Annotated in this window: 14 protein-coding genes and 1 CRISPR repeat array; of the genes, 7 read left to right on the top strand and 7 right to left on the bottom strand. The window is 71.7% G+C overall.

Annotated features, from left to right (window positions below):
- Nucleotides 1-88 precede the first annotated feature (88 nt).
- The gene (locus tag IE332_RS31435; RefSeq protein ID WP_189923082.1) at nt 89-415 is read right to left on the bottom strand and encodes a hypothetical protein; all 327 of its coding nucleotides are present in this window, start codon (nt 413-415) and stop codon (nt 89-91) included.
- On the opposite strand from IE332_RS31435, the gene IE332_RS31430 reads away from it, so the two are divergent.
- The 6 genes from IE332_RS31430 to IE332_RS31405 all read left to right on the top strand — a co-directional run bounded on the left by IE332_RS31430 (nt 416) and on the right by IE332_RS31405 (nt 8,237).
- Nucleotides 416-781 carry a hypothetical protein gene (locus tag IE332_RS31430; protein WP_189923080.1) on the top strand — a complete coding sequence of 122 codons (366 nt, stop codon included), beginning with the start codon at nt 416-418 and terminating at the stop codon, nt 779-781.
- A gap of 115 nt (nt 782-896) precedes the next feature.
- Nucleotides 897-1,559 (top strand): hypothetical protein, encoded by a 663-nt coding sequence (locus tag IE332_RS31425; protein WP_229929069.1) that lies wholly within the window; start codon nt 897-899, stop codon nt 1,557-1,559.
- Nucleotides 1,560-2,040: 481 nt separating this feature from the next.
- Complete coding sequence (locus tag IE332_RS31420; protein ID WP_189923078.1) at nt 2,041-2,691, top strand: PASTA domain-containing protein; 651 nt, start codon at nt 2,041-2,043, stop codon at nt 2,689-2,691.
- A gap of 650 nt (nt 2,692-3,341) precedes the next feature.
- The gene (locus IE332_RS31415; protein ID WP_189923076.1) at nt 3,342-5,273 is read left to right on the top strand and encodes a DNA/RNA helicase domain-containing protein; all 1,932 of its coding nucleotides are present in this window, start codon (nt 3,342-3,344) and stop codon (nt 5,271-5,273) included.
- Nucleotides 5,274-5,340: 67 nt separating this feature from the next.
- Entirely contained in the window at nt 5,341-6,717 is a 1,377-nt protein-coding gene (locus tag IE332_RS31410; protein ID WP_189923074.1) for a restriction endonuclease subunit S, read from the top strand.
- Nucleotides 6,714-8,237 carry an HsdM family class I SAM-dependent methyltransferase gene (locus IE332_RS31405; RefSeq protein ID WP_189923072.1) on the top strand — a complete coding sequence of 508 codons (1,524 nt, stop codon included), beginning with the start codon at nt 6,714-6,716 and terminating at the stop codon, nt 8,235-8,237. The genes IE332_RS31410 and IE332_RS31405 overlap by 4 nt, the downstream gene beginning before the upstream one ends.
- A 242-nt stretch (nt 8,238-8,479) precedes the next feature.
- Nucleotides 8,480-9,423: direct repeats of the CRISPR family, unit length 29 nt; unit sequence CTCCTCCCCGCGCGAGCGGGGGTCAGCCG.
- Between the two features lie 113 nt (nt 9,424-9,536).
- Here IE332_RS31405 and IE332_RS31400 read toward each other — a convergent pair.
- The 6 genes from IE332_RS31400 to IE332_RS31375 all read right to left on the bottom strand — a co-directional run bounded on the left by IE332_RS31400 (nt 9,537) and on the right by IE332_RS31375 (nt 15,799).
- On the bottom strand, nt 9,537-10,115 hold the full coding sequence (locus tag IE332_RS31400) for an RICIN domain-containing protein (protein ID WP_189923070.1): 579 nt from the start codon (nt 10,113-10,115) through the stop codon (nt 9,537-9,539).
- 394 nt (nt 10,116-10,509) lie between these two features.
- Nucleotides 10,510-10,995 (bottom strand): hypothetical protein, encoded by a 486-nt coding sequence (locus IE332_RS31395; protein ID WP_189923068.1) that lies wholly within the window; start codon nt 10,993-10,995, stop codon nt 10,510-10,512.
- Nucleotides 10,996-11,286: 291 nt separating this feature from the next.
- Nucleotides 11,287-11,760 carry a hypothetical protein gene (locus IE332_RS31390; RefSeq protein WP_189923065.1) on the bottom strand — a complete coding sequence of 158 codons (474 nt, stop codon included), beginning with the start codon at nt 11,758-11,760 and terminating at the stop codon, nt 11,287-11,289.
- 10 nt (nt 11,761-11,770) lie between these two features.
- Nucleotides 11,771-12,928 carry a helix-turn-helix domain-containing protein gene (locus IE332_RS31385; protein ID WP_505744311.1) on the bottom strand — a complete coding sequence of 386 codons (1,158 nt, stop codon included), beginning with the start codon at nt 12,926-12,928 and terminating at the stop codon, nt 11,771-11,773.
- Nucleotides 12,929-13,039: 111 nt separating this feature from the next.
- Nucleotides 13,040-14,569, bottom strand: a complete 1,530-nt coding sequence (locus tag IE332_RS31380) for a serine/threonine-protein kinase (protein ID WP_189923064.1) — start codon at nt 14,567-14,569, stop codon at nt 13,040-13,042.
- A 204-nt stretch (nt 14,570-14,773) separates the two neighbouring features.
- On the bottom strand, nt 14,774-15,799 hold the full coding sequence (locus tag IE332_RS31375) for a hypothetical protein (RefSeq protein WP_189923062.1): 1,026 nt from the start codon (nt 15,797-15,799) through the stop codon (nt 14,774-14,776).
- A gap of 349 nt (nt 15,800-16,148) precedes the next feature.
- Between IE332_RS31375 and IE332_RS31370 the strand changes: the two genes are divergently transcribed.
- Nucleotides 16,149-17,579: a hypothetical protein gene (locus IE332_RS31370; RefSeq protein WP_229929068.1), complete on the top strand. Its 1,431-nt coding sequence runs from the start codon at nt 16,149-16,151 to the stop codon at nt 17,577-17,579.
- Nucleotides 17,580-17,657: the final 78 nt, after the last annotated feature.

Genomic DNA, 17,657 nt, shown 5'->3' with positions numbered 1-17,657 from the left:
CCAGCAGACGGTCCATCGCGCCGGCAAGGCGACCGTGGTGCAGGCGGAGATGCCCGGTCCTGGGACGGGTGGCCGGTGGCGGTGCGGATCACGAATTCTCCCGGGTGGCACGGGCGAGGACGGCCTCGATCCGGTCGAGCAGGGCCAGGAGCTGGAGGCGGTGGCTGGTGTAGAGGGGCAGGTGTTCGGGGCCGATGGTGTTGTCGGAGCAGCGGTCAGGGCGGCCCCGGTCCTGCATCGGCCCGTCGGCGCCCTCGGGCAGCGCGGCGTTCTCCAGGCACAGTGCTCTGGCGGGGGAGGCGGGGCCGTAGGTGCAGTGGTTGAGGGTGCCGACGCGTATGGTCAGGCCGGCGTTCCTCAGCAGGGCGCGCTCGACGGTGGCGTCGCCGGATCGCGCGGCGGCTGTTGCCCGCACGTGCTCGAAGACTGCGGCGGCCTTATCGGCGCCACCGCCGTGGCCCATCGGTTCGCCGTTCTTGTGGGCGAGGTGGAGGTCTTCGAAGCGGCGGAAGCGGGCGGCGTCGCGTCCCGCGTGGGGACGACTCCCGCCCCACCGGAGGCCGCGCCCGCAGCCGCCGCCGAGGAACGGACGACCGCCCTCATGGACATCGCCTGCAAACAGGAGACCGGGCTCGTCCGGATCTGGAACGAGGCCGAGGCCGCTGTCCAGCGCACCCTAATCCAGCAGAACGCCACCGCGTTCGACGGCGTCCTGACCGAACGGCGCCGCATGCTCGGCGAAGCGGACGCCGTCCTCGCCCGCCCCGCACCCGGACCGTAGCGCTACCCGGGCCAGCCCTCATGACGTCCAGCCGGCTGCGGCCCGGCGCTACTCAGCCGGTTCTTGAGTACGTCCGCTCATGAATCCCTGCCGCTCGCTTCCTACCGTGAGCCGTATGAACACGACCTCGACTCCCGCTCACCCGCCGACCTCGGGAAACTCGAACTGGGTCTGGGCCACCGTCTTCGGGATCGTGATAGCCGTCCCCACCACCCTGATCATCCTGGTAGCCATGGCACTGGCCAAGTTCGAGGACGGCCTGACCCAGCACGGGTACGTCAAAGGCCCCGGAACCGTGACCGAGCCCCTGCGCGCCGGCGGGACCGCCCGCTACGACGACGGCCTGACCATCACCGTGAGCCCGCCCCACCGGGAACCCGACGACAGCTACAGCTTCACGATCACCTACGACAACGGCACCGACAAGGAACTGCGCCCCGGCGGAACGCCCCCGCACACCGGCGTCGGCACGACCCGTGGCTACGCCCCCGTCGTGGTCCGCGCGGGGAAGGCCATGGACTCCGGCACACCGTCCCCTACCTTCACCTCCAGCGCCGGCCTCGGCTCCGCTCCCGTCCCCGTCCCCGCGCCCGGAGTGACCTTCTTGGACCAGGACGCGTCCGTCACCGCCCTCACGCCGTCCCTCGACACGAAGCAAAAGCGCACCGTGCCGGTGCGGGTGAAACCCGACAGGGAAGGGAGCCTGGTCACGGTGGAGGTCGCCCCGGAGTCGTCCGGGTACCGCGAGACCGCGTACTGGCAGTTCGACCTCAGCTGACCGGCCGAGCCCACGGGCGGGTGCCGCGTCTGTCTGCGCCCCATGTCCATCGGACGGACCCAGCGCCTATGGGGGCGTTCCGGGTGTGCCAACGCCACGGGAAGCGCCACGGGTGAGCGGACGCCGGTCAGCCTTCCGTAAGGACTCCGGCGCGTGCGAGAGCTCGCTGAGCGGACGCTCGGCCTGACGCCTCAGAAGGGTCAGTGGCACGCCGATCAGGGGCGTGGGGTGGTCCTGGTCCCCGTCCTCTCGCGGAACCGGTTCCCTTCACATCGACGAGCAAGGTATCGAAGTCACCGAGGCTCCAACCGAGGATGGCGGTCTGGCGATCGGTCAGCACCGGCGTGTCCACCTCAGTTGTGGCCAGTGCTTCGTGAACACGATTGTTTACAGATACATCACGACTCGACTGCGGGACCGGTACTCGTCAGGACTCATCGCTACGGTTCCCCCGTCACATCTGTCACGTCATGGGGGGACCATGCGTCGTACCGCCATCGCCTTGTCCGTCGCCGCAGCCGTCCTGGGCCTGGCCGCCTGCGACCCGAAGGGCTCGGCTGGCACCGGTGCCGAGACCACAGCCGCCCGGCCGGCGGCCGGCGCCCCGTCACAGCCCGCGCCCCCGAGCGGTGCGCCTGTCGACGCCAAGACGGCCACGCTCCCCGACTTCGTCGGCATGGGGCTTCAGTCAGCCCAGGACGCCGCGCAGAGCGCCGGGTTCCTTGTTCTCACCAGTCATGACGCACTCGGCCGCGACCGCAACCAGATCTCCGACCGCAATTGGAAGGTCTGCACGCAAAACCCGGCTCCGGGCGACCACCCCACCACCACGAAGATCGACATGGGGGCGGTGAAGCTGGACGAGAGCTGCCCGACCCAGGACCAGGGCGTCGGCGGGCCCGCCAAGGCCGGATCCACCATGCCCGACTTCAAGGGCAAGGCCGTGTCGGTGGTACGTGACTCGTTGCCCGGCAACACGTCGATCAACGCCAAGGACGCCAGCCCGAAGAACCGCGCCATCCTGGTGCAGTCGAACTGGCAGGTGTGCGGCCAGGACCCGGCTCCGGGCGCAGCGCTCACCGGCCAGCCGGTGAGCGTCAAGGCCGTGAAGTTCGGCGAGACCTGTCCGTAGCGGAGTGCCCGACCGGCCTTTCGCCCAGACTGGCCCAGCCATGAGACAGAGTGGCGCAGATTCGGTCACCTGAGCCTGGGTCGGACATGCAGCCGTCCATGGATTCAAGGGGTGTCGAGCACACATCGGGACGAGTCGGCCGGGTTTACGGCCGGGATCTGCGCGTCGGCGCCACAACCGGAGACGGCGGCCTCTTCCCCGCACCTGCGGGGGTCAGCCGACCATGCGCGCGTCGTTACGGTCGTTCGCCGCGTCCGTCCCTTGCGAGCAGGGGGTCAGCCGGCGGTGACTGCTGCTCTGGACAGCCTGATCGCTTCCTCCCCGCGCCAAGCGGGGGTCAGCCGGAGGCAACGCCGGTTCGCATCCGGTCCAGCACCGCCTCCCCGCTCTCCGCGGGGGTCAGCCGCCCTGGTGATCTCGCAGGATGCCGCGGGAAGCATCCGTCATGAACGTGCCGGGATGGTGGATGCCGCTGTGCGTCAACCGACGTCCCGCTACGCCCGACGGTAATTCCTTGTCTCTCCTGTCCGGCGCTGGAATACTCGGTGGCCATTAAGTTCGCCGTCGACCGATACGTGCCGGTGGCGGGTTCGGCGTGAGTGGTTCGGCCGCGACGAGGTCCGGTCGGTCATCGGGGGAGTGGGTTCGAGATGGCGACCGGTGCTGTGTGGGGAGCGTTGGAGGCGTACTGGCCCGCCGAGGAGCTGGTGCGCAACCGGCTGGCGTTGGTCGACAAGATCGAGCAGTGCTACCGGGAGGCCCACCCCGAGGGCAAGGACCCGTCGACGGGCGATGTGACGTCGTGGCGGGAGAGTCTCTACGAGCTGGCGACCGTCCTGACCGACCTCGGGCGGGGCCAGGTGTGGATGTTCATCGAGTACCGCGTCGACCCCGGTATGAGCCCGATCGACGTCGTGCTCGCCGGCGACCACCCGTCGGGCGGGTTGAGCTTCGCCGTCATCGAACTCAAGCAGTGGAACGTCGTCGAGCGTCCCCGGGCGGACAAGCCCAAGGGTCTCTGCGCGTCGTGCCGGTCCGGAGGCGGGAACGGGCTGTGCGCGCGGTGCGCGGTCGACCGCGTCTTCGTGCCGGATTACGACAAGCACAAGAAGCACCCGGCCGTTCAGGTGCAGGACAACGTGGTCGCGCTCAGGAAGCACCACAGCATGTTCGACAGCCGCTACGTCAACCTCGCCGGCGCCTCCTACCTGCACAACCTCAAGCGCCCGGACGCGCAGTGGATCGGAAACGTCGCACCGTGCCCGGGCATCCCGACGTTCACGGCCCGCCGTCCCGCCGACCTGCGGACGTTCCTCGAGGCCAACTTCGCCCCGGCATCGGGTGCCGAGGCTGCCCAGGCGCTCCTGGACCGGCGGCGCTCGGAGACGCTCCTCACCGACGAGATCGGCGCGATCATCGACGGCCACACCCGCTTCAGCCTGGTGGAGAACCAGCTGCGCGCGGTGAACGACGTGATGGAGTCCGTCCGCGCCGCCTCCGCCCCCGGCACCAAGAAGGTCTACGTGGTGAGCGGACGGGCGGGCAGCGGCAAGTCGCTGGTCGCGCTGACCCTGCTGGGAGACGCGCTGTCCGAGGGCTACCAGACCGCCTTCGTTTCCGGGGGGATCGCCTCGCGCGACACCTTCCGACGCGCGGCACCGGGCCGGCGCCACGCGTTCACGACACTGAGCAAGGTCGCCGACGACCGGGCGGTGGACGAACTCGACGTCATCCTGTGCGACGAGGCGCACCGGTTGTCGGAGCGCCCGATGCGGGGCTCCTTCCACATGCGTCCCGGTGAGTCGTCGGTCGAGGTGATCGTCTCCCGAGCGCGGGTACCGGTGTTCTTCATCGACGGTGACCAGCGCCTGTTCGCCGAGGAGGTGTGGTCTCCGGAGGCGCTCGTCGAGGAGATCAAGCGTCTCGGGGCGGAGGTCGTCCCGATCACCCTGGACCGGGTCCTGCGTGCCGTCGGGAGTGCGACGTACGACGCCTGGGTCCAGCCACTCATGGCCGGTACCCCGATCGTGTGGAACCCCGACGACGGTCCGGATCCGGAGCCGTTCCAGCTCTACTACGCCGAGAGCGCGGGCGAGATGGAGGGGTTCCTGCGTGAGCGGCAGGAGGCGGGTGCCAGTGCTCGGATGAGTGCCGGCATGTGCTGGCCGTGGACCGATTCGAGCGGCACGGTGCCGGAGGTCGCGCCGGACGAGGGGTGGGCTCGCCCGTGGAACGCCGGTGACGATCACAAGACTCCCGGTGTCCCGAAGCGGAAGTATTGGGCGACGGATCCCGGGGGCTTCGGGCAGATCGGCTGCGTGCACACCGCGCAGGGGCTGGAGTACGAGTGGGGCGGCGTGATCATGGGCCCCGACCTCACGTGGGAGCACGGCGCCTGGACCGTGCATCGCGAGCACGTGCTCAGCAAGGCCGACCGGATACGGTCCGACGAGGAGCTCGCCCGGGCGATCCGCAACGCCTACGGCGTCCTCATGACGCGTTCCATCCGCGGCACGGTGCTGTACTCGGTCGACCCGGCGACCAGGCGGCTCTTCGCCGATCTCGGTCTCCAGAAGGTCTGAGCCCCCGATGATCGACGGCGCCCGCCGGGCCGCCCCCGGACGGCCCACGATGGAAAGCGGGAACCGGTTGCCCCTCGATCTGCCGCTGCCGCCCGGCTGGGCCCGCCGCCGGGTCGGCGAGATCGCCACGGTCCAGCCCGGCCGGGGTACCTCCCGTTCGCGGGTACCCGGCGCGCTCACGCGGCGCCAGCTGAGGTGCTCCAACCTGGGCTGGGGCGTCCTGGACCTCGCGAAGGTCGCGACCACGGAACTGACCCGGGAACAGGCCCGCAGGTACGCCCTGCTCCCGGGCGACATCCTCCTGGCCGAGGCCTCCGGGAGCGTCGAGCGCATCGGCCGTCCGGTGCTGTGGAACGGCGAGATCGAGGACTGCTCCTTCCACAGCGGTCTCATCCGCGTCCGGTCGGTCCCCGGGGTGGACCCCCGTTACCTCTGTCACGCCCTCTCCTACGACGCGTTGCGCGGTGAGTTCGGCCGCCGTGCCAGGGGCGTCACCGGGCTCAAGCATCTGGGCTCCACCGCGGTCCGGGAGTGGCGCGTCCCGGTGCCGCCGCCGGCCGAGCAACGGCGCGTCGCCGACGCCCTGGACGAGCTGCTGGGCCGTCTCGACGCGGGCGAGGCGGCCCACGATGCCGCGTACCAGGGGCTTCCCCGTTTGTGGGACAGCGTCTTGAACGCCGTGGTCAGCGGGCGTCTCACCGGCGACGGCATCACCGACGGCCCGGTCCCGGGGCCCGCCACCGGGCCGCTGCTGCCGATCGCGGAGGTCGCCGAGGTCACCGCGGGTCTGCGCACGCCCAAAGCCGCGGACAGGGGATCGGCGCATCCGTACCTCGGCGTCGCGAACGTCGCGCGCGAGACCCTGACGCTCCGTGACGTCCGCCAGGTCACCATCCCCGAACACGCCCTCGACTCCGTGCGCCGCCACCTCGTCGAGGCCGGCGACCTCCTGGTCGTCCGGCAGAACGGCAGCCTCGAACGCATCGGCCAGGCCGCCACCTGGCACGGGGAGCCGGCTGGCGCCCTGTACCAGAACCACCTCGTGCGCATCAGGCCGGGCCGGCGGCTCCTTCCGCGGTTCCTCGAGCTCGTCTGGAACGCCCCCGCCACCCGCCGCCGCCTCCAGGACCAGGTCAGGGCCACGACGGGCAGCCTCTCCGTCCGCCTCGAGGACATCAAGGCCATCACGATCCCAGTTCCCGCCCTGCCCATCCAGGACCGGCTCGTACGGGCGGCGGAGGTCTGGAAGGAGCACGTGAGCACCACCGGCGCGCTCGTGGACGACGCCCGCCGATCCGGTCCGGCGCTGCGGCTGTCGATCCTCGCCCAGGGGTTGTCCGGCCGGCTCACCGGGTCCGTGGCTGCCGACGATCCCACCCGGCTCAACGAGCCGACGAGGTTCCCCGAGACCGGCTACGAGCAGCAGGAGTTCGACTTTCGATGAGCGACAGCCACCCCACCGACCCGCCCCTGCCCTTCGAGGAGGCGGAACGTCCGAAGGCTCTGGCGGACCGTCTGTGGAGCCGGTACGAGCGACTGCGCGAGGACGGCGTCCCCGGCTGGATGTTCCTCGAGACGCTGTCCCACCTCCTCCTGCTCAAGCGGGCCGACCGACTGGCAGCACCTCGGCCCGGGCACCCGGCCGACCCGGAGCTCGCCACCGCGGCCGGCGCCTGGCATTCGCTCCGCGCCGCTCCGGACGGCGATCTGCCCGAGGTGTACCAGCGGATCCTGAAGGACCTCGGCAGCCGGCCTGACACCGCACTCGGGCGCGCTTTCGCCGACGCGCGCGGGGCCGTCGCCGACCCACTCCTGCTCCGGGAGCTGATCGACGACCTGGAGGAGGGCCTCACCCCGGGTCCCGGGAGCGAGGTGGAGGGCGATGTCCTGGAGGCCCTGTTCGAACTCGCCGTCCAGGACGCCCGGAGAAGCAGCCCGCACCACACCCCACGCTTCCTCGTCGACACGCTCGTACGGCTCGCGGGACCGGGCCCGGCGGACAGCATCGCCGACCCCGCGTGCGGATCAGGCGGCTTCCTCGCCGCCGCGCTACGCCACATCCGCGAGCAGCACCCCGACACCATGCCATCGCCGTCGGCCGGACACCGCCTCGAGGGCAACGAGCCGTCCCCCGCGAGCCGCCTGGCCGGCGCCAACCTTCTCCTGCAGGACACCGGCCGGTACGGCGGCCCGGTCCACGTCACCGAGACCGACCCGCTTGACACGCGCCGTTTCACCCAGGCCGACATCGTCCTCAGCAATCCGCCGTTCGGAATGCTGGACATCCCGCCGGAGCGCCCCGACTTCGCCGTCCGGACACGCGACAAGGCCCTCAACCACCTCCAGCACATCATGTCGGTCCTGGCCCCCGGAGGCAGAGCGGCGGTGATTCTTCCGGACGGCGTCCTGTTCGGAAGCGGCCCCGCGGAGGCGGTGCGGCGGCTACTCCTTCACGACTTCGACCTCCACACGCTCATCAGGCTGCCCACGGGGATCTTCCACGGCGCGCCGGGGGTCCGTACCAACGTCCTCTACTTCACCAAGCCGCGGGCACGGTCGGACACGCCGGCCACCACGCACCTGTGGGTCTACGACCTGCGCACCGGCCACTCCTTCCACCCGACACGGCGCCCACTGCGGGCGGAGGACCTGACCGGCGCCCTCGAGGCCCTGCGCCCCGGCGACCGTGCCTCCCGCACGGAGACCCCGGACGGCCGCTTCAAGCGCTTCACCTACGAGAACCTGATCAACCGGGATGACGCCAACCTCGACCTGACCTGCCCGATCGCGCAGCCGACCCCGCCGGATGACAGCCCGCCCGAGGTCATCGCGGCCGAGATCTCGCAGAACCTGCGGGCCGCACTCGCCGAGTTCGAGGCCATCACCCACACGCTCGCCCAAGCGCCATCGCCGTCCCTGTTCTCGGATTCGGCAGAAGCCGCCGATCCCGCCTCTGGCGGGTGAGTTCCAGCGCCCGTGACAACTGTCGATCGAGAACGTTCTCTCTCCCCCACCCACGGGGACCCAGTCCGACCGCCCTGTCCGGGACAGCCCATGCCAGAACCGCTCCCCTCATCGTCGGGGTGACATGGCAGGATGGACCACACGCCTTGACACCACGACAGCTCACCGAAACCGGCATCTCGTCGGCCACCCGGCGTGGTCAAGAAACAGCAAAGGCCTCCCTCCGTCGCAGGTCAGAAAGTCTCCTCCCCGCGCGAGCGGGGGTCAGCCGGGGACGACGGACTACCGCCCGGGGATCGCCGGCTCCTCCCCGCGCGAGCGGGGGTCAGCCGCCGCACCCGAACACCTGGGACCACGCCGGATACTCCTCCCCGCGCGAGCGGGGGTCAGCCGGAGAAGACCAACAAGCCTTCCGTCCCTCCGTCCTCCTCCCCGCGCGAGCGGGGGTCAGCCGGCCGTCACCGAGCGCGGCCTGGCCGTCGATCCCTCCTCCCCGCGCGAGCGGGGGTCAGCCGGGCGGCGATGTCCTCGGTGGTGATGTCGAGCTCTCCTCCCCGCGCGAGCGGGGGTCAGCCGCGTTGTTCCGCTTCGCTGCCCTTCCGGCGGTGCTCCTCCCCGCGCGAGCGGGGGTCAGCCGAGGAAACGTGACGGGGCCGAGCGCGTGACGACCTCCTCCCCGCGCGAGCGGGGGTCAGCCGTCCCAGCGCGCCTCCCGCTGGGGGCCGTTGTGCTCCTCCCCGCGCGAGCGGGGGTCAGCCGCCCGCTTCCTCGCCGATTCCGCGCGGTTGTTCCTCCTCCCCGCGCGAGCGGGGGTCAGCCGTGTTCGCGTCTGCTGGCACGTCGAACTGGGCGCTCCTCCCCGCGCGAGCGGGGGTCAGCCGTCCTCGAGGTCGTCGCCGTCCTGGTCGCCGTCCTCCTCCCCGCGCGAGCGGGGGTCAGCCGGGTGTCTTGTCCAGCAACGCAATTCCCATCGTCTCCTCCCCGCGCGAGCGGGGGTCAGCCGCGCGGGCCGACCGGCTCGCCGCCGTCCTCGGCCTCCTCCCCGCGCGAGCGGGGGTCAGCCGTGGGGCCGCATCGCCGACACGCTGTCGGACCCCTCCTCCCCGCGCGAGCGGGGGTCAGCCGTTCAACGACGTAATGAACAAGATCGTTACGTTCTCCTCCCCGCGCGAGCGGGGGGCAGCCAGCACTGGCATTGGGGCTCGCGGTCAGAGAGTTCGCGGAACCCCAAGGGCACCCCCTTGAGCGGCCGGCCGCGTCAGCGGGCGGCGCGGCTCGCGGGGGTGTCCTTCGGGCCGGTCAGATCGGCCGGACGTTGGAGATCCAGCGCTTGTTCGCGTCGAGCTGGTGAGGCGCCTGGCTTTCCGGCCCCATACCGTTGCCCCATTGCTGGGCGGGCGCGCCGTTCTCGGTGTCCCAGTCCGCGATCTCCAGCAGCCTGCCGGAGTTCTCGTTGATCAGATTGCCCGCGCTGTTCCCATCGAGGAAGGGCGAGGGGTACCAGTACTGGTTGATGCTCCCCGTGCACGTCCACTGGCGGGCGGGCGCGCCGTCCTCGCGGTCGAAGTCGGCGATCTCCAGGCACTTGCCGGAGTGGCGGTTGACGATGGTGTACTGGCCGCCGGGGTGGTACACGACGTCCCACAGCTGGTTGTCGCCGCCGTCGCAGTCCCACTGCTGGGCGGGCGCGCCGTCATCGGTGCTCAGGTCGGCGATCTCCAGGCACTTACCGCTGTTGACGTTCACGAACGTGGTGACGTAGGTGTCGGCACCGGATGCGTGGGCCGCAGGGGCGGGCAGCGCGGCGAGCAGGGCGACCACACTGCCGACAATGACTGCGGCGGTGCGGGCGTGGGGCAGGCGGCTGGCTGAGTGCACGGGGAACCGGTCCCTTTCAGGGGTCGAGGAAGGGGGCTCGGTCCACCGGGCGCAGCTCTCACCCGACACCGCGTCGGCCAGGGCCCCGGTCGCGCGCTCGCGCCGGTCGCCCTCCCCCCTACCGCCCGGACGGTCTGCCGGGCCGCCGACACGGCAAAGGACGACGCGAACGGACGGTCCGGTTCTCACCGCTGGGCGGAGCCCTGAAGAACTCGCCGATCCGGGTGACCGCGTCGGGCCGGTTGAAGCCGGGCGCCCTGGACGATCAGGATCCGCTGGACGCGCAACAGGTCCGGCACCATCTGCGCGTCCCGCGCCGGCAGGAACCGGTGCCGCGGCTCACGCCGCCCGCGCTCCGCAACCACCTCGTCCAGGGCGCCTTCGTGCGTCCCGCTCAGTACGTCGGGCAGAGATGCTTGCGCACGACCTCGAGGATCTTCGCGGACTTCTCGGGCCCGAACCCGTCCGGGTGCTTCGCCGAGGTGAACCGCCGGTTTGCGAGGGCTACCAACCCCGCCTGGTCCCCCGGGGACTGGGCAACCGACGTGCACTGATCGCGGCCACGGCTGACCGCACGGTCCACCTTGTCGCTGACGATCTCCGGATCGATGGCCGTCAAGGCCGCGATGTAGGCGGCGGTAGTCGCGGCATCCGGCCGCGGCGGCGGCCCGCTCGGCTTCGCCCCGGCAGGCGCGGCCGTCGTGGTCCCGGCTGGCGCCGGGGGCGCAGTAGGTGCGGCCGCCGCCGGAGCCTGAGGGGCCGTGGCTGCGCTACTCGGCGCCGCGGACCACTTCGAACTGCCGGTCGAGCTAGAGCAGGCCGTCGAGCCGACGGCGAGCAGCGCGACGACGGCGGCCGCGGCGGCGGTACGGATGCGCATGGTCCCCCTTGGTGAGGTGTGCGCGCGACGCTACCGGGCTACCTGTCGGTCGGGTACGGCCGTTTGTGAGTCGTGACGTCCCGCAGCATTCGCTACGTGTAGCGTGCGCTGCATGACCGATGTCGCTCGCACGACGATCGCCCACATTGTGTCCACCGTCGCGCACGCGCCCCGCAGGAGCCCGGTTCCCCCGCAATTCCGTTCCCGCCGCTCCGGGAGTTCCTGGGCCACCCCCAGCACTGCGGCGTGCGTTCGGCCGGCCCTCGACCCGGGGCTTGAATTCCCCAGGGGCTACCGCGTAGCTCCCTCGGGCCACAGCACCTGAACGGGCACGCCGCAACGCCGTGTGTAGGACACGACGTCGGCGGTGCCGCCGTGGCCGCGGGCAGGTAGGCCGTCCCAGACCGCCAGGACGACGTCCGCCAATCCGACCACAGCCTCGCTGCCGGCCATGTGAGCCGCGGTGTCCGAGGCGATCATGCCGGTGCAGTGAACCTCGGCCGCGCGATCGAACAGCCGGTCGTAGAGCGGGTGGTGGTCGGGCGGTAGGCCGTCCCGGTACTCCTCCGCCGGCACAACGACCTCGAGGGATCCGCCCTGTTCCAGAACGAGCTGTGCGAACCAGCTGTCGGGGCCGTCCGCGAGCATGGACACGACGGTCAGGTCCGGCCCGTCGTAGGTGCGCGCGGCGGCGGCCAGGAGTTGGCGGACCTGTTGCTCGACGACTCCGGTCAGGCCCCTGTGGCCGGTGATCCCGATTCGCATGCTGCCCCTCCTACAGGTACACGTCGTGAAGACGGTCGTCGAACTCTCGCACCACGCGGGGCGGTGTCGTGGTGGTGAGGGTACGCCGCAGACCGCAGGCCCGGTCGACGATCCGGCCGGACCGGTAGGTGAGCCCGATGTCGAGGGCCCGGTCGGCGATTGCGAAGGCGCCGTCGACGCGGCCGGCGGCGAGATGCCCGGCGGCGATGTCCAACATCAGGAGTGCCCGCTGCTTCTCATGGCCGGTGGCCAACGCTGCGGTGTCGGCGGACAGCACCCAGTCCGCCAGACCGAGCCGTGCCCCGCACGCCACCCGGGCGGCTGACACCTTCGACTCGTCGAACGTGAAGACCCAGGGCCACGGGGGAGTTTCCTCCCGGCCGAGTCGCAGTGCGACCTTCCGGCTGTGGGTGAGTGCCTGGTCCGCGCGGTCGCGGTCTCCGCCTGCTGCGTGCGCCAGCGCTTCCACGGAGGTGAGCCAGGCGTCCGCGATGGCTGGCGGGTCGGCGAGGATCGTCCGGGCTCTCCCGGCGAGGCTGAGCGCTTGGGGGCTGTTGCCCGCGTGGGCCTCGAACTGGGCGAGGCTGCCAAGTTGGTAGGCGGCGAGGAGGCTGTTCTGGGCCGCGCGGGCTGCCTTGATCGCGTGGCCGTAGGAGGATCGGGCGGAGCCGTGGTCGCCCATGTCCCAGGAGAGCCAGCCCGCGAATGCGAGCGCCTCGGACCGGACGGCCGCAAGCTGGGGCCGATCCCTGCCAGCGGACAGCCGGTCGATCAGCTGGATATGGCCGCGGACGGCGTCGGCCAGATCCCGGGACGGCGTCGACCCGTCAAGCCGGCGGTACGACGCGGTGCCGAGCCGAAGAGCGGCGGGCTGGCCCGTCTCGGGCTGCACAGGGATCACGGCGAGGACCGGCGTAACCGCTGCTGCTGCGCCGATGCCGAGGAATTCCCGTCGCTCCACTGCCACCGATCCTGATGGGGTGCCCGCCAGACCAACGAGACTGGCGGAGATGTGCAGGTGTGCTGCTGCGCGTCCGAGTAGCGCCATGTCGTAGGTGCCCGACGGACCGCGCTTCTCCAGTCGGGAGATCGCCGACTGGGACAGCCCGAGGGTCTCGCCGAGCTGCACCTGGGTCAACCGCCGTTCTCGGCGTCCCAGTTCAACCACTTTGCCATAGTCACCGGCCCGTGACGCCGCCTGGATTTCGCTCCGTCGAGTGCTTCCCGAAGGACCGGTTCGTGGGTCGTGACAGTGGCGGGACTTGCGGCACGTGGTGTTTCAGCCTTCCCCACGTGTGATGTCGAGGGCTCCGTCGTGCAGGACGACGCGGCGAACCGCATTGTCGTCGACCGCGACGGGGGGCCCGCTGGTTCCGTGGAACGCCTCTGTCCGCAGCTTGAAGCGAGCGGGGTTGGCGGCGTGCATGGCGCGCAGCCGCCACGGGTCGTCCTCGGCGTTCCGGGGGTACGGCGGCACGGCCAGGTGCACGAGGGCGGAGGCGTCGTGGTCCGCGCCGTAGCGTGTGTGTGCCGAGGTGTAGGAGGCCATCCGGAGTTCGACCTCGATCGGGCCAAAGGCCGCCGCAGGCTTCGCGTCGGGGTTCGCGGCGGGCTTCTGCGGTGTGCCGACGGTCGGGTGCGGTCGGTCCTCGTCACGGAGGCCGGTGAGGAGGTCCGGTCGGTGGCCGGTGTCCGTCAGCACGCCGGTGAACCAGGACGCGAGGGCCGGTCCGCCACGTCGGACCCAGGTCTCGACCAGGTGGCGGAAAGCCGCTTCCCGCCGGTGGGGCAGGTAGTGATCACCTGCGGCGAGGATCGCCTCGCCGGCTCCGGTGAAGGCCCGGGTGAACTCGCGGACCGGGACCTGGCCCGCGTACCCGGCACTACTCCCCAAGCGGACCTGCAGCATGGCGCGGTGCAGGACGGTCGCCGCGGCCAGGGCGTCGACGCTCAGGTCCCCCTTCTGCGCGGGGAGGACGCGGGCGGGCCGGGTGTCGCGGGGCGGTGTGGTCGCGTCGGCCCGGCGCCCGGCGGAGGACAGGTGCCAGTGGTCGTCGTCTGGGTGCAGGTCGGCCGTCGCCGCGCGAAGTGTCCCTCGATCCCCCAGGGCGATGGACACCCCGTCCGCTCGCGCTCGCAGGACGGCGCCCCGGGCGTCCTGCGAGTCGAAGCGGACCTCGGTGAGGTCACGCAGCCGTACGGCCAGCGTCGCGGTCTCGGGCGAGGTGCCGTCGTCGACGGGGTAGGAACGGGTGACGGCCAGTTCGAGTCGGCCGACGAGACGGCTGCTGCCGACCCGCTCGACCTGCAGATGGCGGACCTGGGCCGAGGGCAGGTCGTAGTCGGCGGCCAGGCTCTGCGCGGTGTGCGCGGTCAGCGGCATCACCGGGGCCATCACCAGTCCCCGATAGTCCCGGCGCGGCGCGGACGGCTTCCGGGGCGCGAGGAGCCCGTCCAACGACTGCCCTGCGGCCGTGGCCTGCTCGCTCATCCAGGCACGTCGTTCCTCACCGAGGTCGGCCATCCATTCCAACGCCGCCCTCGCTCGACGCTCGCGCCCGCTGCGCGTGCCGGCCGTCGCCGCCCGGAACAGCGGGAAGGTGTTGTTGTCCCACACGTCCGCCGCCGCGCGGATCGTCTCCCGGTCGAAGCACTGGGCGTCGGCGGCGGCGTCGGCGATCTGCACCAGCGACCGGTCGAGCAGCGCCCCCAGCAAGGCCAGGGCAGAGTTGCGCAGGCCCTGCGCCGTTCCACGCGGCCCACCACTGTTCACACGGCGCTCCGGAGAAGAAGCGTCAAGGTTCGCCATCCCCGGATCGTCGCATGGAACACGATCGCACCGGACGGAGACTGAGCGCGTCCGTCCATACCGAGCTGAGCACCTGACGGAGCACGCCGACGGCTGTCCGCCTGCTTGCGTCCCTCCACGCAGATCACGCCGACACGTCGATCGCGTCGACTACCGCGAGGAGTGGCGCCTCCGATCGCCGTCGGACGGTCGCGGGTCGGCCCTTCAGACGGGGCGTAGCGGCGGTGTGAGGCCTGATCCGGCGGGCTGTCGTGGGAGCAGTGTCGTTCGGGCGGTGCGTAGGGCTGCCCGGACGCGGGCGGCTCCGGCGGATGCCACGGCTGCGGTGCCGGTTTCGCCGTCCGACGTGGCGTGTCGTCCGCCGAGGCCTGCGCACGCGGCGCAGATGCCGGGGCGCGGGACGGGGTCGTGGCAGGTGGCGCACTCGGTGTAGCGGGGCCGGGGCTGTCCGGACGGCTGGTGCGGGGGCCGGTCGGGCGGCAGTTTGTGCTGCAGGCGGTGGCGGAGGACACCGGCCGGTGAGTGCACGGGGGTCGGCAGGCCGGGTAGGAGTGCCTGGGCCAGTTCGGCGGTGGTGGCGCCGCGCTGGAGCCATTGGGTGACGAGCGGGGCGAGTTCCTTCGCTTCGGTCTCGCCGAGGCGTAGGCGTGGTTCCGGTCGGATCACCCGGAACAGGGTCGCGATCGCCTCGCGGGTCTGTTCGTCGGGTGGTGTGGACGGTCGTCGGTCGCTGTCGGGGTTCGCCTCCCGCCGATCGGGCCGATCGGGCCGATCGGGCCGATCGGGCCGATCCCGCCGGCCGGGCCGACCGGGGTCGTCGGCCGGTTCGGCTCCGGTGGGGTGGGAGGGTTCTTGGTACCGGTCCTTTACAGGGGTGTCCGTGGCGCCGGTCTCCGCCGTACCGGACGCCGGACGGGGGACACCCGGCGGCGGCCCGAGCTGCGGGGTGTCGTAGACGTGGGTCTCGGAGCGGATGGTGCCGTCGGGCATGCGGACGACGTCGACCCGGTAGTACCCGGCCTGGGTCAGCTCCTTGAGGGCTTTGCGGATCGCCCCGCGTCCTTGGGGGCTGGTGTCCGCCATGTGCCGGCCGTCCTCGCGCCAGCCGTCAGGGCGGGAGAGGAGGTCCGCGAGGAGGCCGCGGGCGGTGAAGCCCAGCCGGCGGTCCTGCAGCAGGGTGTTGGGCAGCACGGTGAAGTTGCGCGCGTGGGCGGTACGATGGATCCGCATTGGGAGTGGGAGCTCCTGTGCCGGACCCCGGAGCGTTGGCGCGCTGCCGGGGTCAACTGTTTTCGGTTGGGTTACGGAACGTACCACGCCGCTCACGGGGGCAGGGGCTCTTCGTATCAACGGGTGTGACGGACACTCACTTCTCAGGAGCGTGCGTTCGATCGGCGCGGTGGTCCGGGCCGTTCAGAGGGTGGCGCTGAGCGGGGACGGTTCCGACCGGCGAAGGTCGCTTCCCGGTCCGTCGGAGATCGTTCCCCGAACCGTTCCGACGTGGGCTGACCCTCAGGAGCTGTCCCCTCGGCCGCGTCGACCTCCCACGAGTGTCGGAGGCTGCTGGAACACTGCGGCCGTGGTCAACGAAGCAGCCGTCGACGCTCCCGGCAGTCCCACGGTGTTCCTGCCGCCCCAGGCCCTGGCCGAGCTCACCGCCACCGCGTGGAGCGAGCTGCCGCACGTCTGCACCGGCCTGCACAACGTGCCCGACACACCGGACATCCTCGCCCGGCTACTCGACGCCGATCACACCCGCCGGGCCCGCGCGGTCTGGGACCTGTACCGGCTGCTCCTCCACCATGAGCGCGTGTTCCCGGCGACCGCCCCGGCAGCGCTGGTCGTCGCCGCGCTGCTCGACGATCCGCGCACGCTCGCCGGGGGCCGGTGGGAACGGCGAGCCGGCCGGCGGCCGCTGCGCGCGGAACTGCTGAACTGGCTGGCCTCGTTCGCCGATGTCGCCCGCCTCGACGCCGTGGACGGTGCCGGCGCACCGCGGGACCTGGCCGCCGCCCGTGCCGCACGGCCGACGCTCCTCACCCGGGTCGCGGTCTTCTGCGAGGACGGTGACCCTCTGGTGAGGGAGGCCGCCATAGCGGCCACCGCCCTGCTGCTGGCAGACCCCGCCCTCGCCGCGTCGGTCCCGCGGTACGCGCCCGTCGTCCGCGACGTCCTGGCCCGGAGCGCGGACTCGTACTACCGGTGGATCGCGCGGGAGCGGCTGGAGGCCTGGGGTGAGGACACCACGGCCCTCACCGCCACGGAGGAGGATCACCGCGCGGCGGCGGGCCGGGCATACGCGCTGGCCGAGAACCCGTTCGGCGACGGCCAGGAGCAGGCGACCCGTTGGCTGGCCGAGCAACCAGAGGACACCGCCGCCCTGGAACCGCCCGGCCGCTGGCACCCTGACTGGACGGCACCGGCACCGGAGCCGGCGGCCCCGCACGAGCCGGCACCCGAACCGCCCACCGCCGTCCAGGGGAGTGACCCGGGGCACCGGGGCCCGTGGCGGATCGCCAGAGACGAGGAACGCCACGAGTGGACGTTCACGCCGTACGTCGGCGTCGGACCGCTGCACTTCGGCATGACCCTGGACGAGATCACCGCCGCCCTCGGCGAAGAGGGATCCGTCTCCTCCTACTACGACCCCGGCAGCGACGAGCGCCATCTCGGCTACGCCGACTTCCGCACCGCCGGAGTCAGGGCTCTCTTCCGGACGGACCGCCTGGAGTGCGTGGCCGTGAACGCCCTCACCGGCCCCCAGGTACGACTGGACGGCACCCCGCTGACCGGCTGCGCACCGTCCCGGGTGGAGGACTGGCTCGTCCACCGCACGGCGCACGGCCGGCTGCTGTACAGCCCCGCCGCCGACCCGGTCTTCCCCGACCTCGGCCTCGCGATCCGCGCCCAGCGTGCGGGCGACGTCAACCTGACCCGGCCGCTCTTCCTGCTGCACGGCTGGCTCGACCTCTGGCACTCACTGCCCAGCGAGGAGTGGGACTGCCGGTAGCCTGCCGGGGTGCGGCCCGGCTCATCCACGGCCACCGCGGGCTCTGGAGAACGCCTTTCGGAGGTCGCCGATCAAGGG

The organism is Kitasatospora xanthocidica, assembly GCF_014656195.1.
Classification (GTDB): domain Bacteria; phylum Actinomycetota; class Actinomycetes; order Streptomycetales; family Streptomycetaceae; genus Kitasatospora; species Kitasatospora xanthocidica.
This window is presented reverse-complemented; position numbering and strand designations above follow the sequence as displayed.